Source organism: Plantactinospora sp. WMMB782, from assembly GCF_049179135.1.
Taxonomy (GTDB): domain Bacteria; phylum Actinomycetota; class Actinomycetes; order Mycobacteriales; family Micromonosporaceae; genus Plantactinospora.
The window spans coordinates 3,886,195-3,902,527 of the sequence record NZ_JBMHMC010000007.1; the positions used below are offsets into that span (position 1 = coordinate 3,886,195).

Genomic DNA, 16,333 nt, shown 5'->3' on the forward strand with positions numbered 1-16,333 from the left:
CTGACAACACATCAGGGGCGGGGCAGCGCCGCCTCGATCAGCGCGGTCTGCTCGACGTCGTGCATCTTCGCCGAGCCGACCGCCGGGGCCGCCGCCGCCGGCCGAGAGATCCGGCGCAGGCGTACGCCTTCCAGGTGCTCCAGCAGGTTGAGCGCGACGAACGACCAGGCGCCCTGGTTGGCCGGCTCCTCCTGGACCCAGGCGAAGTCCTCGGCGTTCGGGTACTGCGCCAGCGCGGCCCGGACCTCGTCGACCGGCAGCGGATAGAGCTGCTCCATCCGGACGATCGCGGTGTCGGTGATCTTCCGTTCGGTGCGGGCCTGGAGCAGGTCGTAGTAGACCTTGCCGGCGCAGAGCAGCACCCGCTTGACCGCCTCGGGCGCCACGTCGGAGCTGTCGGCGATCACCGGCTGGAAGCCGCCGGTGGTGAAGTCCTGCACGCTGGAGACGCAGAGCTTGTGCCGGAGCAGCGACTTCGGGGTGAAGACCACGAGCGGCTTGCGCTTCGCCGAGAGCGCCTGCCGGCGCAGCAGGTGGAAGTAGTTCGCCGGGGTGCTCGGGATGGCGATCCGCATGTTGTCCTCGGCGCAGAGCTGGAGGAACCGCTCCGGGCGGCCGGAGGTGTGGTCCGGGCCCTGGCCCTCGTGCCCGTGCGGGAGCAGCAGGGTGAGCGCCGACTGCTGGGCCCACTTCACCTCGCCGGACGAGATGAACTCGTCGACAACGGTCTGCGCGCCGTTGGCGAAGTCGCCGAACTGCGCCTCCCAGAGCACCAGCGCCTCGGGGTTCTCCACCGAGTAGCCGTACTCGAAGCCCATCGCCGCGTACTCGCTGAGCAGTGAGTCGTGCACGAAGAACCGGGCCCGGTCGCCGGCCACGGTGCCCAGCGGGGTGTGCTCGGCGCCGGTGCGGGAGTCGACGATGACGGCGTGCCGCTGCACGAAGGTGCCGCGCCGGGAGTCCTGGCCGGCGAGCCGGACCGTCACGCCGTCCTGGAGCAGGGTGCCGAAGGCGAGGATCTCGCCGAAGCCCCAGTCGATGTTGCCGGACTCGGCCATCTTGGCCCGCCGGTCCAGCAACTGCTGGATCCGCTTGTGCGGCGTGAAGCCGTCCGGCAGCGAGGTGTGTGCCGTACCGACGGCGCGGAGCGCCTCGACGGTGCTGGCGGTCTGCACCTGCGGCTCGGGCTCGGCCTGCCGGCGGGGCCGGGCGGCCGGCCGGGCCGACGAGGCGGCGTCCCGGGTGGCCTTGAAGACCCGTTCGAGCTGGGCCTGGAAGTCGCGCAGCAGTTCCTCCGCGTCCTCCAGGGTGATGTCGCCGCGCCCGATCAGTTCCTCGGTGTAGAGCTTCCGGACCGACCGCTTCGAGTCAATGATCTTGTACATCAACGGGTTGGACATCGCCGGGTCGTCGCCCTCGTTGTGCCCGCGCCGCCGGTAGCAGACCATGTCGATCACGACGTCCTTGTTGAACGCCTGGCGGTATTCGAAGGCCAGCCGGGCCACCCGGACCACGGCCTCCGGGTCGTCGCCGTTGACGTGGAAGATCGGCGCCTGGATCATCCGGGCCACGTCGGTGCTGTAGAGGCTGGACCGCGAGTATTCCGGCGCGGTGGTGAAGCCGACCTGGTTGTTCACCACCACGTGCACGGTGCCGCCGGTGCGGTAGCCGCGCAGCTGCGACAGGTTGAGCGTCTCGGCGACCACTCCCTGTCCGGCGAAGGCGGCGTCGCCGTGCACCGCCACCGGCAGCACGGTGTAGCCCTCGAGCTTGAGGTCGATCCGGTCCTGCTTGGCTCGGACGATCCCCTCCAGCACGGGGTCGACCGCCTCCAGGTGCGACGGGTTCGCGGTCACCGACACCTTGATCGAGTGCTCGCCGTCCGGCGTGGTGAACTTGCCGGCCTGGCCGAGGTGGTATTTCACGTCGCCGGAGCCCTGCGTCGAGCGCGGGTCGAGATGCCCCTCGAACTCCGAGAAGATCTTCTCGTACGGCTTGCCGACGATGTTTGCCAGCACGTTCAACCGGCCCCGGTGGGCCATCCCGATGACGACCTCGTCCAGGTCGTGCTCGGCGGCCGACTCCAGCACCTCGCCGAGCAGCGGGATCAGCGACTCGCCGCCCTCCAGCGAGAAGCGCTTCTGACCGACGTACTTGGTCTGCAGGAAGGTCTCGAACGCCTCGGCCGCGTTGAGCCTGTTCAGCACGTGCTTCTGCTCGTCCGGCGCCGGCTTGGTGTACTTGCGCTCGATCCGCTCCTGGATCCAGCGCCGCTCCTCCGGGTCCTGGATGTGCATGTACTCGATGCCGACCCGACGGCAGTAGGAGTCCCGGAGCACCCCGAGGACCTCGCGCAGCTTCATCTTCTGCTTGCCGGCGAAGCCGCCGACCGGGAAGGTCCGGTCCAGGTCCCAGAGCGTCAGGCCGTGCTGGAGTACGTCCAGGTCCGGGTGCTTGCGGATCTTGAACTCCAGCGGATCGGTGTCCGCCATCAGATGTCCACGGACCCGGTACGCGTGGATGATCTCGATCACCCGGGCGGTCTTGTTGATCTGCCCCTCGGAGCTGACCGCCACGTCCCGCATCCAGCGCACCGGCTCGTAGGGGATGCGCAGCGAGGTGAAGATCTCGTCGTAGAAGCCGTGCTCGCCGAGGACCAGCTCGTGCACGGTCTTGAGGAACTCGCCGGACTGCGCGCCCTGGATGATCCGGTGGTCGTACGTGCTGGTCAGCGTGATGATCTTGCTGACCGCCAGCTCGGCGAGGGTCTCCTCGGACATCCCCTGGTACGGCGCCGGGTACTCCATCGCGCCGACCCCGATGATGGCGCCCTGGCCGACCATCAGCCTCGGCTGGGAGTGCACGGTGCCGATCCCGCCCGGGTTGGTCAGCGAGATCGTCGTACCGCCGTAGTCCTCCATGGTCAGCTCGTTGCGGCGGGCCCGCCGGACGACGTCCTCGTACGCCTGCCAGAACTGCCGGAAGTCCATCTGCTCGCTGGCCTTGATCGACGGCACCACCAGGGTGCGCGAGCCGTCCGGCTTGGCCAGGTCGATCGCGATGCCCAGGTTGACGTGCTCCGGCTTGACCAGTGCCGGCTTGCCGTCGACCTCGCTGAAGGAGTTGTTCATCTCCGGGTGCTCGGCGAGCGCCCTGATCAGGGCCCAGCCGATCAGGTGGGTGAAGCTCACCTTGCCGCCCCGGCCCCGGGCGAGGTGGTTGTTGATGACGATCCGGTTGTCCACCAGCAGCTTGGCCGGTACCGCCCGGACGCTTGTCGCGGTCGGCACCGCCAGCGAGGCGTCCATGTTCTGCACGATCCGCGCGGCCACGCCGCGCAGCGGGCTGGTCTGCGGACCGGCGGGCCGGGACGCACCGCCCTTGCCGTCGGTCGGCGCGGCGGACTTCGCCGGGGCCGGCTTCGCCGGGGCGTCCTTCGGCGCGCTGCCGGCCGGCTTCGGCGTGGCGGCGGCCTTGCCGTCCGGTGCCTGGTCGTCGCGCCTGGCCGGCGCGGTCTCGGTCTTCACGGCGGTACGCGGAGTCGCGGCGGTCTTCCCGGTGGCCTTCCCGGTCGGCTTCTCGGCGGCGGTGGCGGCAGCGCCCCCGGACCTCCCGGCACCGGCCGCGGTTGCCGTCCTGTCGCCGGTCGCCGTCTTGTCGCCGGTCGCCGTGGTGTCGCGGGTGGTGGCCGTCGTGTCGCCGGTCACGGAGGTGTCGCTTGTCACCTTCGGCTCACCGGCCCCGCCACCGTCCGGGGTGGGCTGCCCGCCGGGGCGGTAGTCGGCGAAGAAGTCGTGCCAGGCGGGATCGACGCTGGCGGGGTCGGCGAGGTACCGCTGGTACATTTCCTCGACGATCCACTCGTTGGGGCCGAACCCCGCCAGTGGATTTTCCTGCGAAGTCTGCTGGGTCGACACGGCCGGTAATCGCCTCTTTCACGCGGGGTGTGTGTCACGCGGTCTCCTGCCCACCTGGGCCGGGGGGCTTGCGTCGAAAGACGGGTCCAAGGCTACGCCGTGCGGTAACCGACAGCATTGTCGCATCGGGCCCGTGTCGTGTTTCACAGGTTTTGCGAGTTGTCGGCCTTTCGGTAACGCCGAGATGGCCGGCCCACCAACGCCGAACCCGGCCGGGCGGTGGGCCCGGCCGGGTTCACCCGGCGACTCGACGATCCTCGTCGCGGCGGTGGAGGCTCCGGTCGCCGCGCTCGGCGGACCCTGGCCGCAGCCGTCAGGAAACGTCCCGCTTGCGCATGATCAAGGTACCGATCGTGCCGGTGACCAGGGCGTACGCGACCATGACGGCGGCACCCGCCCAGCGCGGCGGGCTGCCCGGCAGGTCGGTGCCGGTCGCCATCAACTGGGAGGCCAGCGACGGGACGATCAACTGGAGGTTGTTGATCCAGTCGCCGAACCGGTCGGCCAGGATCGACAGCACGATGATCGCCCCGATGTAACCGGCGAGGTAGACCAGCAGCGCGGTGACGGTGGCACCGATCTGACTGCGGATCAGCACCCCGAACCCGATCCCGAAGACCGCCCAGAGCAGGTACGCCAGGCCGTTCAACCCGATCGCCTGCCAGATCGCGCCCTCGCCGAGCTGACTGGCCACGTCCAGACTGCTCAGGATCAGCGGCGTGAAGATCAGGTTCAGGGCGGTGGTGACCACCCAGAAGATCAGCCCGAGGATCCCGGCGGCGACCAACTTCGCGAACACCACGGCGGTACGGTGCGGCGTGGTCAGGAAGGTGGTCGTCGCGGTCTGGTGGAAGAACTCGTTCGTCACCACCATCACGCCCAGCAGCATCACGATCAACACGCCGAAGAACTGGCCGTTGGTGTAGAGGTTCGCCGCGACGTTCACGTGCTCCCCGGCCGCCTGGAACTGCGCGTTCTGCTCCGACTCCGGCACACCGACGCTGGCCGGGTCGAGCAGAGCCTGGGACTGGAAATAGTTGATCAGCAGCGTGAGCCCCCAGAGGGGCAGCGTGATGAGCCCGAAGATCCACCAGGTGTTCGTGGTGCGGATCTTCAACAGCTCGGACCGGACCAGGTTCATCGGATCCCCGCCTTTCCGGCCGTCAGCTCCAGGAAGACCCCTTCGAGGTCGGGGCGCTCCGTGGTCAGCTCGTGCAGCTCGACCTTCGCCGCCAGCGCCGCCCGGCCGACCGACGGGGCGTCCGCCCCCTCGACAAGCAGTACGCCGTCCTCGCCCCGGGTCACCTGGACACCGTCCCCGGTCAGCGCGGCGACCAGCTCGTCACCCTGCGGGGTCCGCACCCGGACCCGGCCCGTCTGGGCCATCGAGCCGACCACGTCCTCGACCCGGCCCTGCCGGACCAGCTTGCCGGCCGCGATGATCACCACGTCGTCGGCGAGCAGCTGCATCTCGGAGAGCAGGTGGCTGGAGACCAGCACCGTACGCCCCTCGGCGGCGAGCGCCTTGAGGAAGCCGCGCATCCACCGGATGCCCTCCGGGTCGAGCCCGTTCGCCGGTTCGTCCAGGATCAGCACCCGGGGGTCGCCGAGCATCGCCGCGGCGATACCGAGCCGCTGCTTCATGCCGAGCGAGTAGCCCTTGAACTTCCGCTTGGCCGCCGGGGTGAGCCCGACCAGCGCCAGCGCCTCGTCGGCGCGCTGCTTCGGCAGCCCGGCCGCGGCACAGGTCACCCGCAGGTGGTTGACGCCGGTACGGCCCTTGTGCGCGCTCGACGCCTCCAGTACCGCCCCGACGTGCCGCAGCGGCTGCGGCAGGTCGGCGTAGCGGGTGCCGCCGATCGTCGCGCTGCCCGCCGTCGGAGTGACGAGGTTGAGCAGCATTCGCAAGGTGGTCGTCTTGCCGGCACCGTTGGGGCCCAGGAAGCCGGTGACCCGGCCGGGCTCGACGGTGAACGACAGGTCGTCGACCGCCCGGACATTGCGATAGACCTTCGTGAGACCGGAGACCACTATCTGGCCACTTCCGGCCGTTGGGCCTGTTCGCCCGTCGGACATCTCTCTCCCCTCCGTGTGGCGCTGCCGTGCCGGTTACGCCGTCACCCAGCGTCGACATTGTGGGCTGCGCGGTCAACCGGGATCATTGCCGAACCCGTCGTCATACCTGGGCAGGAGCCCGTCCTCCTACAGCACGAGCCGCGCGGCATTTGGGGAGGAGGGGCGAATGTACCAGGTGGGACGGGCCACGGGTGGGACAACGCGACGGGCCGCGGCACCACATCCCGTTCACCGGATCGACACGCCACCGGTCGACGGCCGACACGTGCCGGGCAGTCCGGGGGCCTACACAGAGACCATGGCCGTTCTGCTCACCGCCCCGGCACAAACCGGGACCAGCGGATACACCCTGCTGATCGCGGACAGCGCGTCACAGGTCGCCGCCGCTCAGCGCCTCCGGCACAGCGTGTTCGTCGACGAGTTCGGTGCGGATCTCCGTACCCCGGTGACCGGACTCGACGTCGACGAGTTCGATCCGTACTGCGAGCACCTGATCGTCCGGGAGGACGCCTCGGGTGCGGTGGTCGGCACGTACCGGATGTTGCCACCGGACCGGGCCGCCCAGGCCGGCCGGCGGTACGCCGAGGGCGAGTTCGACCTCTCCCCGCTCGCCCCGCTGCGCGACGAACTCGTCGAGATCGGCCGGTCCTGCGTCGACCCGGCGCACCGGACCGGCGCGGTGATCAACCTGATGTGGGCGGGGATCGCCCGCTACCTGCAACTACGGGGTCTGCGCTGGCTCGGCGGCTGCACCTCGGTGCCACTCGACGACGCCGGGGCGACGGCGGTCGAGGTCTGGTCCCAGGTGCGCCGCCGGCACCTGTCGCCGCCCCCGCTGCGGGTCCGGCCGCACCGGCCCTGGCTGGCCGAGCCGACCGGCGTGGCCGCGCTGGCAGCCGCCGGGGCGGACCCGGGCGCCCCGACCGGCCGGGGCCGGGCCGGGATGCCGCCGCTGCTCCGCGGCTACCTGCGGCTGGGCGCCTGGGTCTGCGGCGAGCCGGCGTACGACCCGGAGTTCGACGTGGCCGACTTCTACGTGCTGCTCCCGATGGACCGGATGCCCGACCGGTACCGGCGGCACTTCCTCGGGACGGACCGGTGAACTCCGGTCGGCCCGGCCGGGTGCCCTCGGTTCGGACCGCCCCGCCGAAGTCCGGTGAGCCTGGTTCGGTGCACTCTGCCCGGCCCGGGCTGGGCAGTTCCGGGCGTCCCGGGGAGCGTGCCGGCCGGTCGCTCTGGCGGCCGCACTCGATCTGCGGGCCGGCCTGCCTGCCCGATCCGGACCAGACGCCACGGGCGTCCGCGCCGCGCCAGCTGGCCCGGCTGCTGGCGCTGGCCGGCGCGCTGATCCTCGGCGGGCTGCTGCTGCCGGTACTGCCGCTGCTGTCCCCGGCCGGCAGGCAGGTCGCCGGGCAGGCCTGGGCCCGTACCGTGTTGCGGGCCGGCGGGATCCGGCTCGACGTGCGGGGCCGGCCGCCGCTGCGCCGGGCGCTGCTGGTGGCCAACCACGTCTCCTGGCTGGACGTCGTCGCCATCCTCGCCGTGACCCCGGCCCGGCTGCTGGCCAAGCACGAGGTGCGGAGCTGGCCGCTGATCGGGCCGTTGGCGGCGCTCGGCGGCACCCTGTTCGTCGACCGGGCCAGGCCGCGTACCCTGCCCCGGACCGTCGCCGAGGTGGCGGACGCGCTGCGCGCCGACGCGGTGGTCGCGGTCTTCCCGGAGGGTACGACCTGGTGCGGCATGCCGAGGACGGCCGGCGGCTGCGGCTGGGCGGTCCGGTTCCGCCCGGCGCTGTTCCAGGCCGCCGTCGACGCGGCGGCCCCGGTGGTGCCGGTGCATCTCGGGTACCGCATCGAACATCCAGATGGCGGCCGGCCGAGCGGCCCGGCGGGCATCCCGGCCGGGTCCGCGCCCACCGGGACCACGGCCGCGGCCTTCCTGGCCGAGGAGAGCCTCTACACCTCGGTACGCCGGGTGCTGGCCCTGCGCGGCCTGGTGGTGACCATGACCGTGGTCGAGGAGCCGTGGTACGAGGGTCCGGCGCTCCGTCGCCGGCTCGCCGAGGCGGCCGAGTCGGCGGTACGGGCGGCGGCCCGACCGGTCCCGTCGCGGCAGCCGGCCGGCCCGGTACCGCTGGAACTGGCAGCCTGACCGCCGGCCCCGGTGCGGGTGCCGGCGGTCAGGCGGAGGAACGGGTGGCGGCGGAACCGGCCGGCCGACCGTGCCCCGGGGGCGGGTCGACGGGCGTTCCGGAAACGCGATGTATCGCGTTATCGTGGCAGCACCCACCTCCGCCCTCCGGTCCGGTGCCGCCCGACCGGGGACGGACCGGCCAGCACCAGGGAGTGTCGCGATGCCGAGCTGGACCGTGGACGGCCCGCGCCGGTTGACCCTCGTCGAGCCGGTCGACCAGCTCGTCGTACGGCTCGACTCCGGCCGGGTCAACGTCTTCGGCACGGACGGCCCGGCCCGGATCGAGGTGACCCGGACGGACGGGCGGCCCCTGGTCGTCGAGCACCAGGACGGGAAGCTCGCCGTCCGGCAGCGGACGCCACGCGACTGGACCCTGCTGCTGCGCCTGTTCGGGCGTGACAGCGGTCCGGAGATCTCGATCGGCGTACCGGCGCGGGTGCGGGTGGACCTGCGGCTGCACGAGGGTGCGGTGGTGGCGTCCGGACTGACCGGGGCGACCCGGGTCGACGTGACGGCCGGCCAGGTCACCCTGATGGGGCTGGCCGGGCGGACCACGGCACGGCTGATCTCCGGGCCGGTGGAGGCGCTCGGCGTCTCCGGCGACCTGACCATGGAGACGGTCTCCGGTGAACTCGTCCTCGCCGACGGCACCGCCGAACGGGTCCGGGCCAGTACGGTCTCCGGGGCGATCACCTGCGATCTCGGCAACCCGGGCAGCGGCGAGATCCAGCTCGGCGCGGCCTCGGGCAGCGTCATGGTGCGGGTGCCCGAGGAGAGTGACCTCGACGTCCGGTTGCACACCACCTCGGGAAAGATCACCACGGACTTCCCCCAGCTCCAGGCGGGTGCCGCGCCGAGCTGGTCGAGCGACCGCCGGGGGAGGCTCGGCGCGGGCGGCGGTAGTCTGCGCGCCACCACCATGTCCGGGAGCATCGTGCTGCTGGCCCGGCGGTCGGGTGGCATCTGATGACGACGGTGTTCGGCCACGGCCGGCTCCGGCTCTATCTGCTCAAGCTCCTCGACGGCGGGCCGAAGCACGGTTACGAGCTGATCCGGCTGCTGGAGGAGCGGTTCCTCGGCCTGTACGCGCCGAGCGCCGGCACCATCTATCCCCGGCTGGCCCGGCTGGAGGCGGAGGGGCTTGTCGCGCACGACGCGGTCGGCGGCCGGAAGGTCTACCGGATCACCGAGGCGGGCCGGGCCGAGCTGCGGCAGCGGGCCGACGAGGTGGCCAGCCTGGAGTCGGAGATCCGCACCTCGGTCTCTGACCTGGCGAAGCTGGCCGGTGAGATCCGCTCCGAGGTGCGCGGCTCGGTGCGGGACCTGAAACAGGAGTTGCGGGCGGCGGTCCGGGAGAGCCGGCTGGGCGACCGGCGGCCGGGCCCCGGTGCGGCGTACCCGGATGCCGGCACGGCCGAGGGCAGCCGGTCGGCGGGTCCGCCGGGCTCTGCGGGCTCCCCGGCGTCTGCGGGGAGCGGGGCGGCGTCCGGCGGCGGGCCGGCGGGGGCACGTCCCGGGGAGCGGCCGGCAGGCGGCTGGCCCGGCGGGGGCTGGCCGGGCGCGGGCTGGCCCGGCGCCGGTGGGTCAGGCTCCGGCGGGTCAGGCTCCGGCGGGTCGGCGGGCGGTGCGTCGGCGGAGCAGGGCGACGGGCCCAGCGCCGAGTTCGAGCGGCAGCTCCTGCTCTTCGTGCACGAGGTACGCGCGCTGGCCCGCAGCGGCCGGTTCACCGAAGCCCAACTGGGTACGGCGGCCCGGCTGCTGCACGGGGCGCTGGACGGGTTGCGCCGACTGCTGCGCTGACCGCAGCCGTTCTCAGAAAACTTTCAGGTGATGCTCAGCCACGCCGCAGCGGAAGCGCGGATGATGTCCAGATGGCAGCGACAACGCAGAGCGAGGCCCGGCTACTCGTGGTCGAGGACGACCCGAACATTCTCGAGCTGCTCTCCGCCAGCCTGCGGTTCGCCGGCTTCGACGTGGCCACCGCCACCAGCGGGAGCGCGGCGGTCAGCGCGGCGAAGGAGCGCCGACCCGACCTGGTCGTGCTCGACGTCATGCTGCCCGACCTCGACGGCTTCGAAGTGATCCGGCTGCTCCGCGAGGGTGGCACCCGCACCCCGGTGGTCTTCCTCACCGCCCGGGACGCCACCGACGACAAGATCCGGGGGCTGACCCTCGGCGGCGACGACTACGTCACCAAGCCGTTCAGCCTGGAGGAGCTGACCGCCCGGATCCGGGCGGTGCTGCGGCGCACCGCCACCGGGGAACACGCGCCGTCCCGGCTCACCTTCGCCGACCTGGAGCTGGACGAGGAGACCCACGAGGTGCAGCGGGCCGGCAAGCGGGTGCAGCTCTCGCCGACCGAGTTCAAGCTGCTGCGCTATCTGATGCTCAACGCCAACCGGGTGCTCTCCAAGGCGCAGATCCTGGACCACGTCTGGAACTACGACTTCCGGGGCGACGACAACATCGTGGAGTCCTACATCTCCTACCTGCGGCGCAAGGTCGACACCACCCAGCCCCGGCTGATCCACACGCTGCGCGGGGTGGGTTACGTGCTCCGCAAGCCGGCGGCGTGAATGTCGCCCTGCCGCTGAAGGGGCGGCTCCGCGCCACGCCGCTGCGGATCAAGCTGGTCGCCGCCGTACTCGTGCTGGTCGCCGCCGCGCTCGTGGTGATCAGCGTGATGACCGCCTTCTTCCTGCGCAGCTATCTGGTCGGCCGGATCGACGACCAGTTGGCGAGTTTCGCCCGCGACGCGAACGCGCAAGAGGTCCAGCGGCTCTACGACGCCGTCACGGCCGGCCGCAGCGCGCTGCCGACCGACTACCTGATCGTGCGGGCCGATCGGAAGGCCGGGATCTACGACCCGCTCTACGACCGGACGCTGAACCAGGGCAACCTGCCCGGCGTGCTCGACGACCCCGAGTGGTACGAGCGGCACGCCGGTGGGGACTTCTTCACCGTCTCCTCGGCCGACCACCGGTTCCGCTGGCGGATGATGGTCGTGCAGTGGCCCAGCGGCACCTACCTGGCGGTCGGGCAGCACCTGACCGACGTCGACCTGGCGGTCAAGGAACTCATCTGGATCGACGTACTTGTCGGCGGCTCGGTGTTGATCACCCTGGCCGCGGCGGGCGCGGCGATCGTGCGTACCAGTCTGAAACCGCTCGTCGAGATCGAGCGGACCACGGCGGCCATCGCCGGCGGCGACCTGTCCAGACGAATACCCGATCCGGAGCCGGGCGAGGCGGAGGCGAAGACCGAACTCGGCCGGCTCTCCCGGGCGCTGAACACGATGCTCAGCCAGATCGAGATGGCCTTCACCGCGCGGGCCGCCTCGGAGTCGGCCGCCAGGGCGGCCGAGGCGAACGCCCGCAGCGCGGCGACCGCGGCCCGGCACGCCGCCCTCGCCGCGCAGGCGTCGGAGTCGCGGGCCCTGCGTTCCGAGGAGCGGATGCGGCAGTTCATCGCGGACGCCTCGCACGAACTGCGCACCCCGTTGACCACCATCCGGGGCTTCGCCGAGCTCTACCGGCAGGGCGCGGCGGCCGGGCCGCCCGAGGAGACCGCCCGGCTGATCCGCCGGATCGAGGACGAGGCGGCCCGGATGGGCCTGCTCGTCGAGGACCTGCTGCTGCTGGCCCGGCTGGACCGGGAACGGCCGTTCACCCTGGCCCCGGTCGAGCTGCCGGTGCTGGCCAGCGACGCCGTGCAGGCCGCCAAGGCGGTCGCGCCGGACCGGGCGATCGGCCTGGACATCGAGCCGGGCGCCGGTTCGCTCGTGGTACTCGGCGACGACGCCCGGCTGCGGCAGGTGCTCGGCAACCTGATGACGAACGCGCTCAACCACACCCCGACGGAGGCGTCCGTGACGCTGCGGCTGCGGGCCGAACCGGACGACGCGGTGATCGAGGTCGCCGACACCGGCCCGGGGCTCTCGGCGGAGCAGGCCGAGCGGGTCTTCGAGCGGTTCTACCGGGCGGACGCGGCGCGGACCCGCAGTGCGGGCGGCGGGGTCAGCACCGGGCTCGGCCTGGCCATCGTCGCGGCCCTGGTCGCGGGGCATAACGGCAGCGTCGAGGTGGTTGACACCCCGGGCGGCGGCGCGACCTTCCGGGTCCGGCTGCCGCGCGCACCCGAGGTCTCCGAGGAGTCGGAGACCGCCGAATCAATCGACGTACAGTAATTCACAGCCAACATCCAGGCGGGCTCCAGGTACGTCGCAGAGCGAGGGGGCAAGGTAAGGGCATGAACGACTTCGAGACCGACCCGCAGCGGCGGCCGGTGACCGCCGACCGCGAGCACTCGCACCACACCGCCGAGCTGCCGCGTGACGACCGCGGTCAGTCCGACTCCGGCGCCTCCGGCGCCGACGCGGTCACCCCGGCCGCCAGCCCCGCCAGCTCCACCGACCCGACCGCCGAGCAGCCCTACAGCGGCGTGCCGGCCTCCGGCCAGCCCTACAGCGGCGTGCCGGCCTCCGGCCAGCCCTACAGCGGCGTGCCGGCCTCCGGCCAGCCCTACAGCGGCGTGCCGGCCTCCGGCCAGCCCTACAGCGGCGTGCCGGCCTCCGGCCAGCCGTACGCGGGGGCGCCGGCCGCGGGCCAGCCCTACGGTGGCGCCCCCGCCTCCGGTGCGCACTACGCCGGCGCGCCGGCCTCCGGTACCCCCTACGGTGGCAACCCCTACGCCGCCGCGCCCGCCTCCGGGCAGCCGTACAGCCTTCCGCCGACCGGCCGGCCCGGTGGCGTACCGGGGCAGTCCGGCGGCAGCCCGTGGCAGGCGCCCACCGACGGGCGTACCCAGTCGCCCTGGGCGCCGGGGCACACCGGCGCACCGGCGCAGCAGCCGCCGCACTTCGGCGGCCCGGTACCGCCCTGGGCCACCCCGGGTACGCCGGCACCGAGCCCCTCCGGTTCCGGCCGGGTCGGCCGGGCCGTGGCGGTCGGCGTCGCCGCGCTGGCCCTGATGCTCGGTTCCGGCATCGCCGGTGGCGCGATCGTGACGGCACTCGACGACAACTCGCCGACGGTGACGAACCGGACCTACTCGGCCGCCCCGGTGATCAACGCCGCCGACCTGCCGAAGATCGCCGCCCAGGTGCAGCCCAGCGTGGTGTCGATCAGCACCAGCAGCAGCGAGGGCTCCGGCGTGGTGATGAGCGCCGACGGCTTCGTGCTGACCAACAACCACGTGGTCGCCAGCGCCGACGCCGGCAGAGTCAAGGTCTTCTTCGCCGACGGCAGGAACGCCGAGGCGAAGGTCGTCGGCACCGACCCGAAGAGCGACCTGGCCGTGGTGAAGGTCGACGGGGTCTCCGGGCTGACCGCGGCGAAGTTCGGCGACAGCGACGCGATGCAGATCGGCGACCAGGTGCTCGCACTGGGCAGCCCGCTCGGCCTGCAGGGCTCGGTGACCGCCGGCATCATCAGCGCCCGGGACCGGACCATCCGGGCCGGTGGCGGGGGTGAGCAGGAGAACCCGTTCGAGCAGCCGCAGCAGGGTGGCGCCAGCTCGATCGCCGGACTGTTGCAGACCGACGCCCCGATTAACCCCGGCAACTCCGGCGGCGCGCTCGTCAACACCAAGGCCGAGGTGATCGGGATCAACACCGCGATCCTCACCGGCGGGCAGGGCAACGGCAACATCGGCGTCGGCTTCGCCATCCCGAGCAACAAGGCACGGGCGGTCGCCGAGGCGCTCCAGCGCGGCGAGAAGGTCAGCCACCCGTCGCTCGGGGTCCAGGTCACCCCGGCCGAGAACGGCGGGGCGTTGATCGGCGGGGTCGTGCCGGGCAGCCCGGCCGCGAAGGCCGGCCTCCAGCAGGGCGACGTGGTCACCCAGTTCGGCGACAAGAAGATCGGCGACGCGGACGATCTGGTCGGCGCGGTACAGGCCGGCAAGGTGGGTGACCAGGTGCAGGTGACGTACACCCGAAACGGAGTCGAAAAGACGGCAACCGTCACGCTCGCCGAAACGTCGTAAGAAGAAGGACGACCGTACGCTTGGCGGGTAGCCCTTCCGGACCGGAAGTGAGAGCCTCCTCCCCAGAGCGGCGGGCGACGTGACCAAGGGGGTTGGTCAGGTCGCCCGCCGCTCCTCCTTTTCCCGCTTCACCTGGTCCGGGTGAGCCCGGCTCACCCGGACCAGGGCGAACATCGGGGTTGGTCCGGCACGGACCCGGTCTCCCGCTCGTCAGCACCGTCGACGACGAAGGCCGTGGGCCGGCGACCAGGAGGACCGGGGGAGGAGTGCTGATGAGCACCGCGACCATGGCGCGCAGCGACACCGACATCCAGCGGGACGTGCTGGCCGAACTGGCCTGGGACGCCCGGGTACGGGCCAGCGAGGTGGGTGTCTCGGTCACCGGCGGCATCGTGACCCTTACCGGCTGGGTGGACAGCTACGCGAAGAAGTGGGCCGCGGAACGGATCGCGCACCGGGTCCGGGGCAACCGGGCGGTCGCCAACGACATCGAGGTACGCCTGCCGGGCACCGCCGAGCGCACCGACACCGACATCGCCACGGCGGCGAGCCGGGCCCTGGAGTGGGACGCCTTCGTGCCGGTCGACCGGATTCAGGTGACCGCCGGCAACGGCTGGTTGACGCTGCGCGGCGAGGTGGAGCGCGGCTACCAGAAACGCGCCGCCGAGCGGGCGCTGCGCCGGCTGACCGGAGTACGCGGTGTGACGAACCTGATCACCGTGACGCCGGCCGGCGACCTCTCCGAGGAGGACCTGAAGCGGGACATCCGGGTCGCGCTCGCCCGGCGGATCGACGTCGACGCCGACCTGATCGAGATCGACGTCGCCGGTGCGACGGTGGTGCTCTCCGGCGAGGTGCGGTCGTGGCTCGCCCGGGAGGAGGCGGAGCGGGTGGCCTGGGCCGCGCCCGGGGTGGGCGAGGTCGAGCTGCGGCTGCGCCTGACGACGTGACCGGCCAACTCCGAGGGGAGGACCGCTGGCGTGACCGACGACCCGTCGAAGCCCGTGGCTGAGGACCCGTCCGAGCGGGCGCAGGACCCGTCCGATCGGGCGCGGCCGGAACGCCCGCTGCGCATCGCGATGATCGTCCCGCCCTGGTACGAGCTGCCGCCGCCCGGCTACGGCGGGCTGGAACAGGTCTGCTCGGCCCTGGTCGACGCCCTGGTGGCCAAGGGACACCAGGTGACCCTCTTCGGCGCGGGCAGCGGTACGGGCACCGCAGCGCACTTCGTCGCCACCGTCGGGGAGTTGCAGCACTCCCGGCTGGGCGAGACGCTGCCGGAGCTGGCCCACCTGTCCCGGGTCAACCGGATGATCACGCCGGAGTCGTTCGACATCGTGCACGACCACACCACCGCCGGCCCGTACGTCGCCGACCGGGCGGTGCCGACCGTCAGCACGGTGCACGGCAAGCCGACCGGGGAGCTGCGGGAGGTGCTCGCCGACGTCGACCCGAAGGTCGGGCTGGTCGCCATCTCGCACACCCAGCGCAGACTGGCCCCCGAACTGCCCTGGGTCGCCACCGTGCACAACGGAATCTCGACCGGCAACCTGGTGACGAAGTCGTCGCCGGGGATGGGCCCGGTGCTCTGGCTGGCCCGGTTCGACGCCGACAAGGGCCCGGACCTGGCCATCGAGGCGTGCCGGGCGGCCGGTCTGCCGCTGGTGCTGGCCGGCAAGTGCGACGAGCGGTCCGAGCGCCGCTATCTCGAACAGGTCGTCGAGCCGATGCTCGGCCCCGACGTGACCGTGCTGCGCAACCCGGACCGGGACGCCACGGTCCGGCTGATGCTCGCCGCCCGCTGCCTGATCATGCCGATCCGCTGGGAGGAGCCGTTCGGCATGGTGATGGTGGAGGCGATGGCCAGCGGTACCCCGGTGGTGGCGCTGGACCGGGGTGCCGTGCCGGAGCTGGTCCGGCACGGCGAGACCGGCCTGATCTGCGACGATCCGGCCGAGCTGGGGCCGGCGCTGCGCGAGGTTTCCGGGCTGGACCCGGCGGCCTGCGCGGCGCACGTGCGCCGGGAGTTCTCCGCCGAGCGGATGGCCGACGACTACGAGCGGGTCTACCGGTCCGTGCTCGCGCCGGCACCCGGGAACCCGGTCCGGCCGGCGTCGGCACCGACCGTCGCCTGGTGAGACCGCCGGGCCCGGACCGCGTCG

General features: G+C 72.3%; 12 protein-coding genes. 9 read left to right on the forward strand and 3 right to left on the reverse strand.

The genetic code is table 11. The features are described from left to right. Positions 1-11: 11 nt before the first annotated feature. The 3 genes from ACN28A_RS19855 to ACN28A_RS19865 form a co-directional block, all read right to left on the reverse strand. Complete coding sequence (locus tag ACN28A_RS19855) at positions 12-3,917, reverse strand: multifunctional oxoglutarate decarboxylase/oxoglutarate dehydrogenase thiamine pyrophosphate-binding subunit/dihydrolipoyllysine-residue succinyltransferase subunit (RefSeq protein ID WP_421397003.1); 3,906 nt, start codon at positions 3,915-3,917, stop codon at positions 12-14. Between the two features lie 313 nt (positions 3,918-4,230). After that, the gene (locus ACN28A_RS19860) at positions 4,231-5,058 is read right to left on the reverse strand and encodes an ABC transporter permease subunit (protein ID WP_421397004.1); all 828 of its coding nucleotides are present in this window, start codon (positions 5,056-5,058) and stop codon (positions 4,231-4,233) included. After that, complete coding sequence (locus ACN28A_RS19865) at positions 5,055-5,993, reverse strand: ABC transporter ATP-binding protein (RefSeq protein ID WP_421397005.1); 939 nt, start codon at positions 5,991-5,993, stop codon at positions 5,055-5,057. The genes ACN28A_RS19860 and ACN28A_RS19865 overlap by 4 nt, the downstream gene beginning before the upstream one ends. Positions 5,994-6,291: 298 nt before the next feature. Between ACN28A_RS19865 and ACN28A_RS19870 the strand changes: the two genes are divergently transcribed. The 9 genes from ACN28A_RS19870 to ACN28A_RS19910 all read left to right on the forward strand — a co-directional run bounded on the left by ACN28A_RS19870 (position 6,292) and on the right by ACN28A_RS19910 (position 16,309). Further along, positions 6,292-7,095 carry a GNAT family N-acetyltransferase gene (locus tag ACN28A_RS19870; RefSeq protein WP_421397006.1) on the forward strand — a complete coding sequence of 268 codons (804 nt, stop codon included), beginning with the start codon at positions 6,292-6,294 and terminating at the stop codon, positions 7,093-7,095. A gap of 68 nt (positions 7,096-7,163) precedes the next feature. Continuing rightward, the gene (locus ACN28A_RS19875; RefSeq protein WP_421397007.1) at positions 7,164-8,144 is read left to right on the forward strand and encodes a lysophospholipid acyltransferase family protein; all 981 of its coding nucleotides are present in this window, start codon (positions 7,164-7,166) and stop codon (positions 8,142-8,144) included. 202 nt (positions 8,145-8,346) lie between these two features. Further along, entirely contained in the window at positions 8,347-9,153 is an 807-nt protein-coding gene (locus ACN28A_RS19880) for a DUF4097 family beta strand repeat-containing protein (protein ID WP_421397008.1), read from the forward strand. Further along, positions 9,153-9,986 carry a PadR family transcriptional regulator gene (locus tag ACN28A_RS19885; protein WP_421397009.1) on the forward strand — a complete coding sequence of 278 codons (834 nt, stop codon included), beginning with the start codon at positions 9,153-9,155 and terminating at the stop codon, positions 9,984-9,986. Before ACN28A_RS19880 ends, ACN28A_RS19885 begins: the two co-directional genes overlap by 1 nt. Positions 9,987-10,057: 71 nt before the next feature. Beyond that, a complete protein-coding gene (locus ACN28A_RS19890; RefSeq protein WP_421397010.1) occupies positions 10,058-10,762 on the forward strand; it encodes a response regulator transcription factor in 705 nt (234 codons plus the stop codon). Continuing rightward, positions 10,759-12,372 (forward strand): HAMP domain-containing sensor histidine kinase, encoded by a 1,614-nt coding sequence (locus ACN28A_RS19895; RefSeq protein ID WP_421397011.1) that lies wholly within the window; start codon positions 10,759-10,761, stop codon positions 12,370-12,372. The genes ACN28A_RS19890 and ACN28A_RS19895 overlap by 4 nt, the downstream gene beginning before the upstream one ends. A gap of 62 nt (positions 12,373-12,434) precedes the next feature. Continuing rightward, positions 12,435-14,171, forward strand: a complete 1,737-nt coding sequence (locus tag ACN28A_RS19900) for a trypsin-like peptidase domain-containing protein (protein ID WP_421397012.1) — start codon at positions 12,435-12,437, stop codon at positions 14,169-14,171. A gap of 272 nt (positions 14,172-14,443) precedes the next feature. Continuing rightward, positions 14,444-15,121 carry a BON domain-containing protein gene (locus tag ACN28A_RS19905; RefSeq protein ID WP_421397013.1) on the forward strand — a complete coding sequence of 226 codons (678 nt, stop codon included), beginning with the start codon at positions 14,444-14,446 and terminating at the stop codon, positions 15,119-15,121. 129 nt (positions 15,122-15,250) lie between these two features. Beyond that, positions 15,251-16,309: a glycosyltransferase family 4 protein gene (locus ACN28A_RS19910; protein WP_421404523.1), complete on the forward strand. Its 1,059-nt coding sequence runs from the start codon at positions 15,251-15,253 to the stop codon at positions 16,307-16,309. The last annotated feature ends 24 nt before the right edge of the window (positions 16,310-16,333 follow it).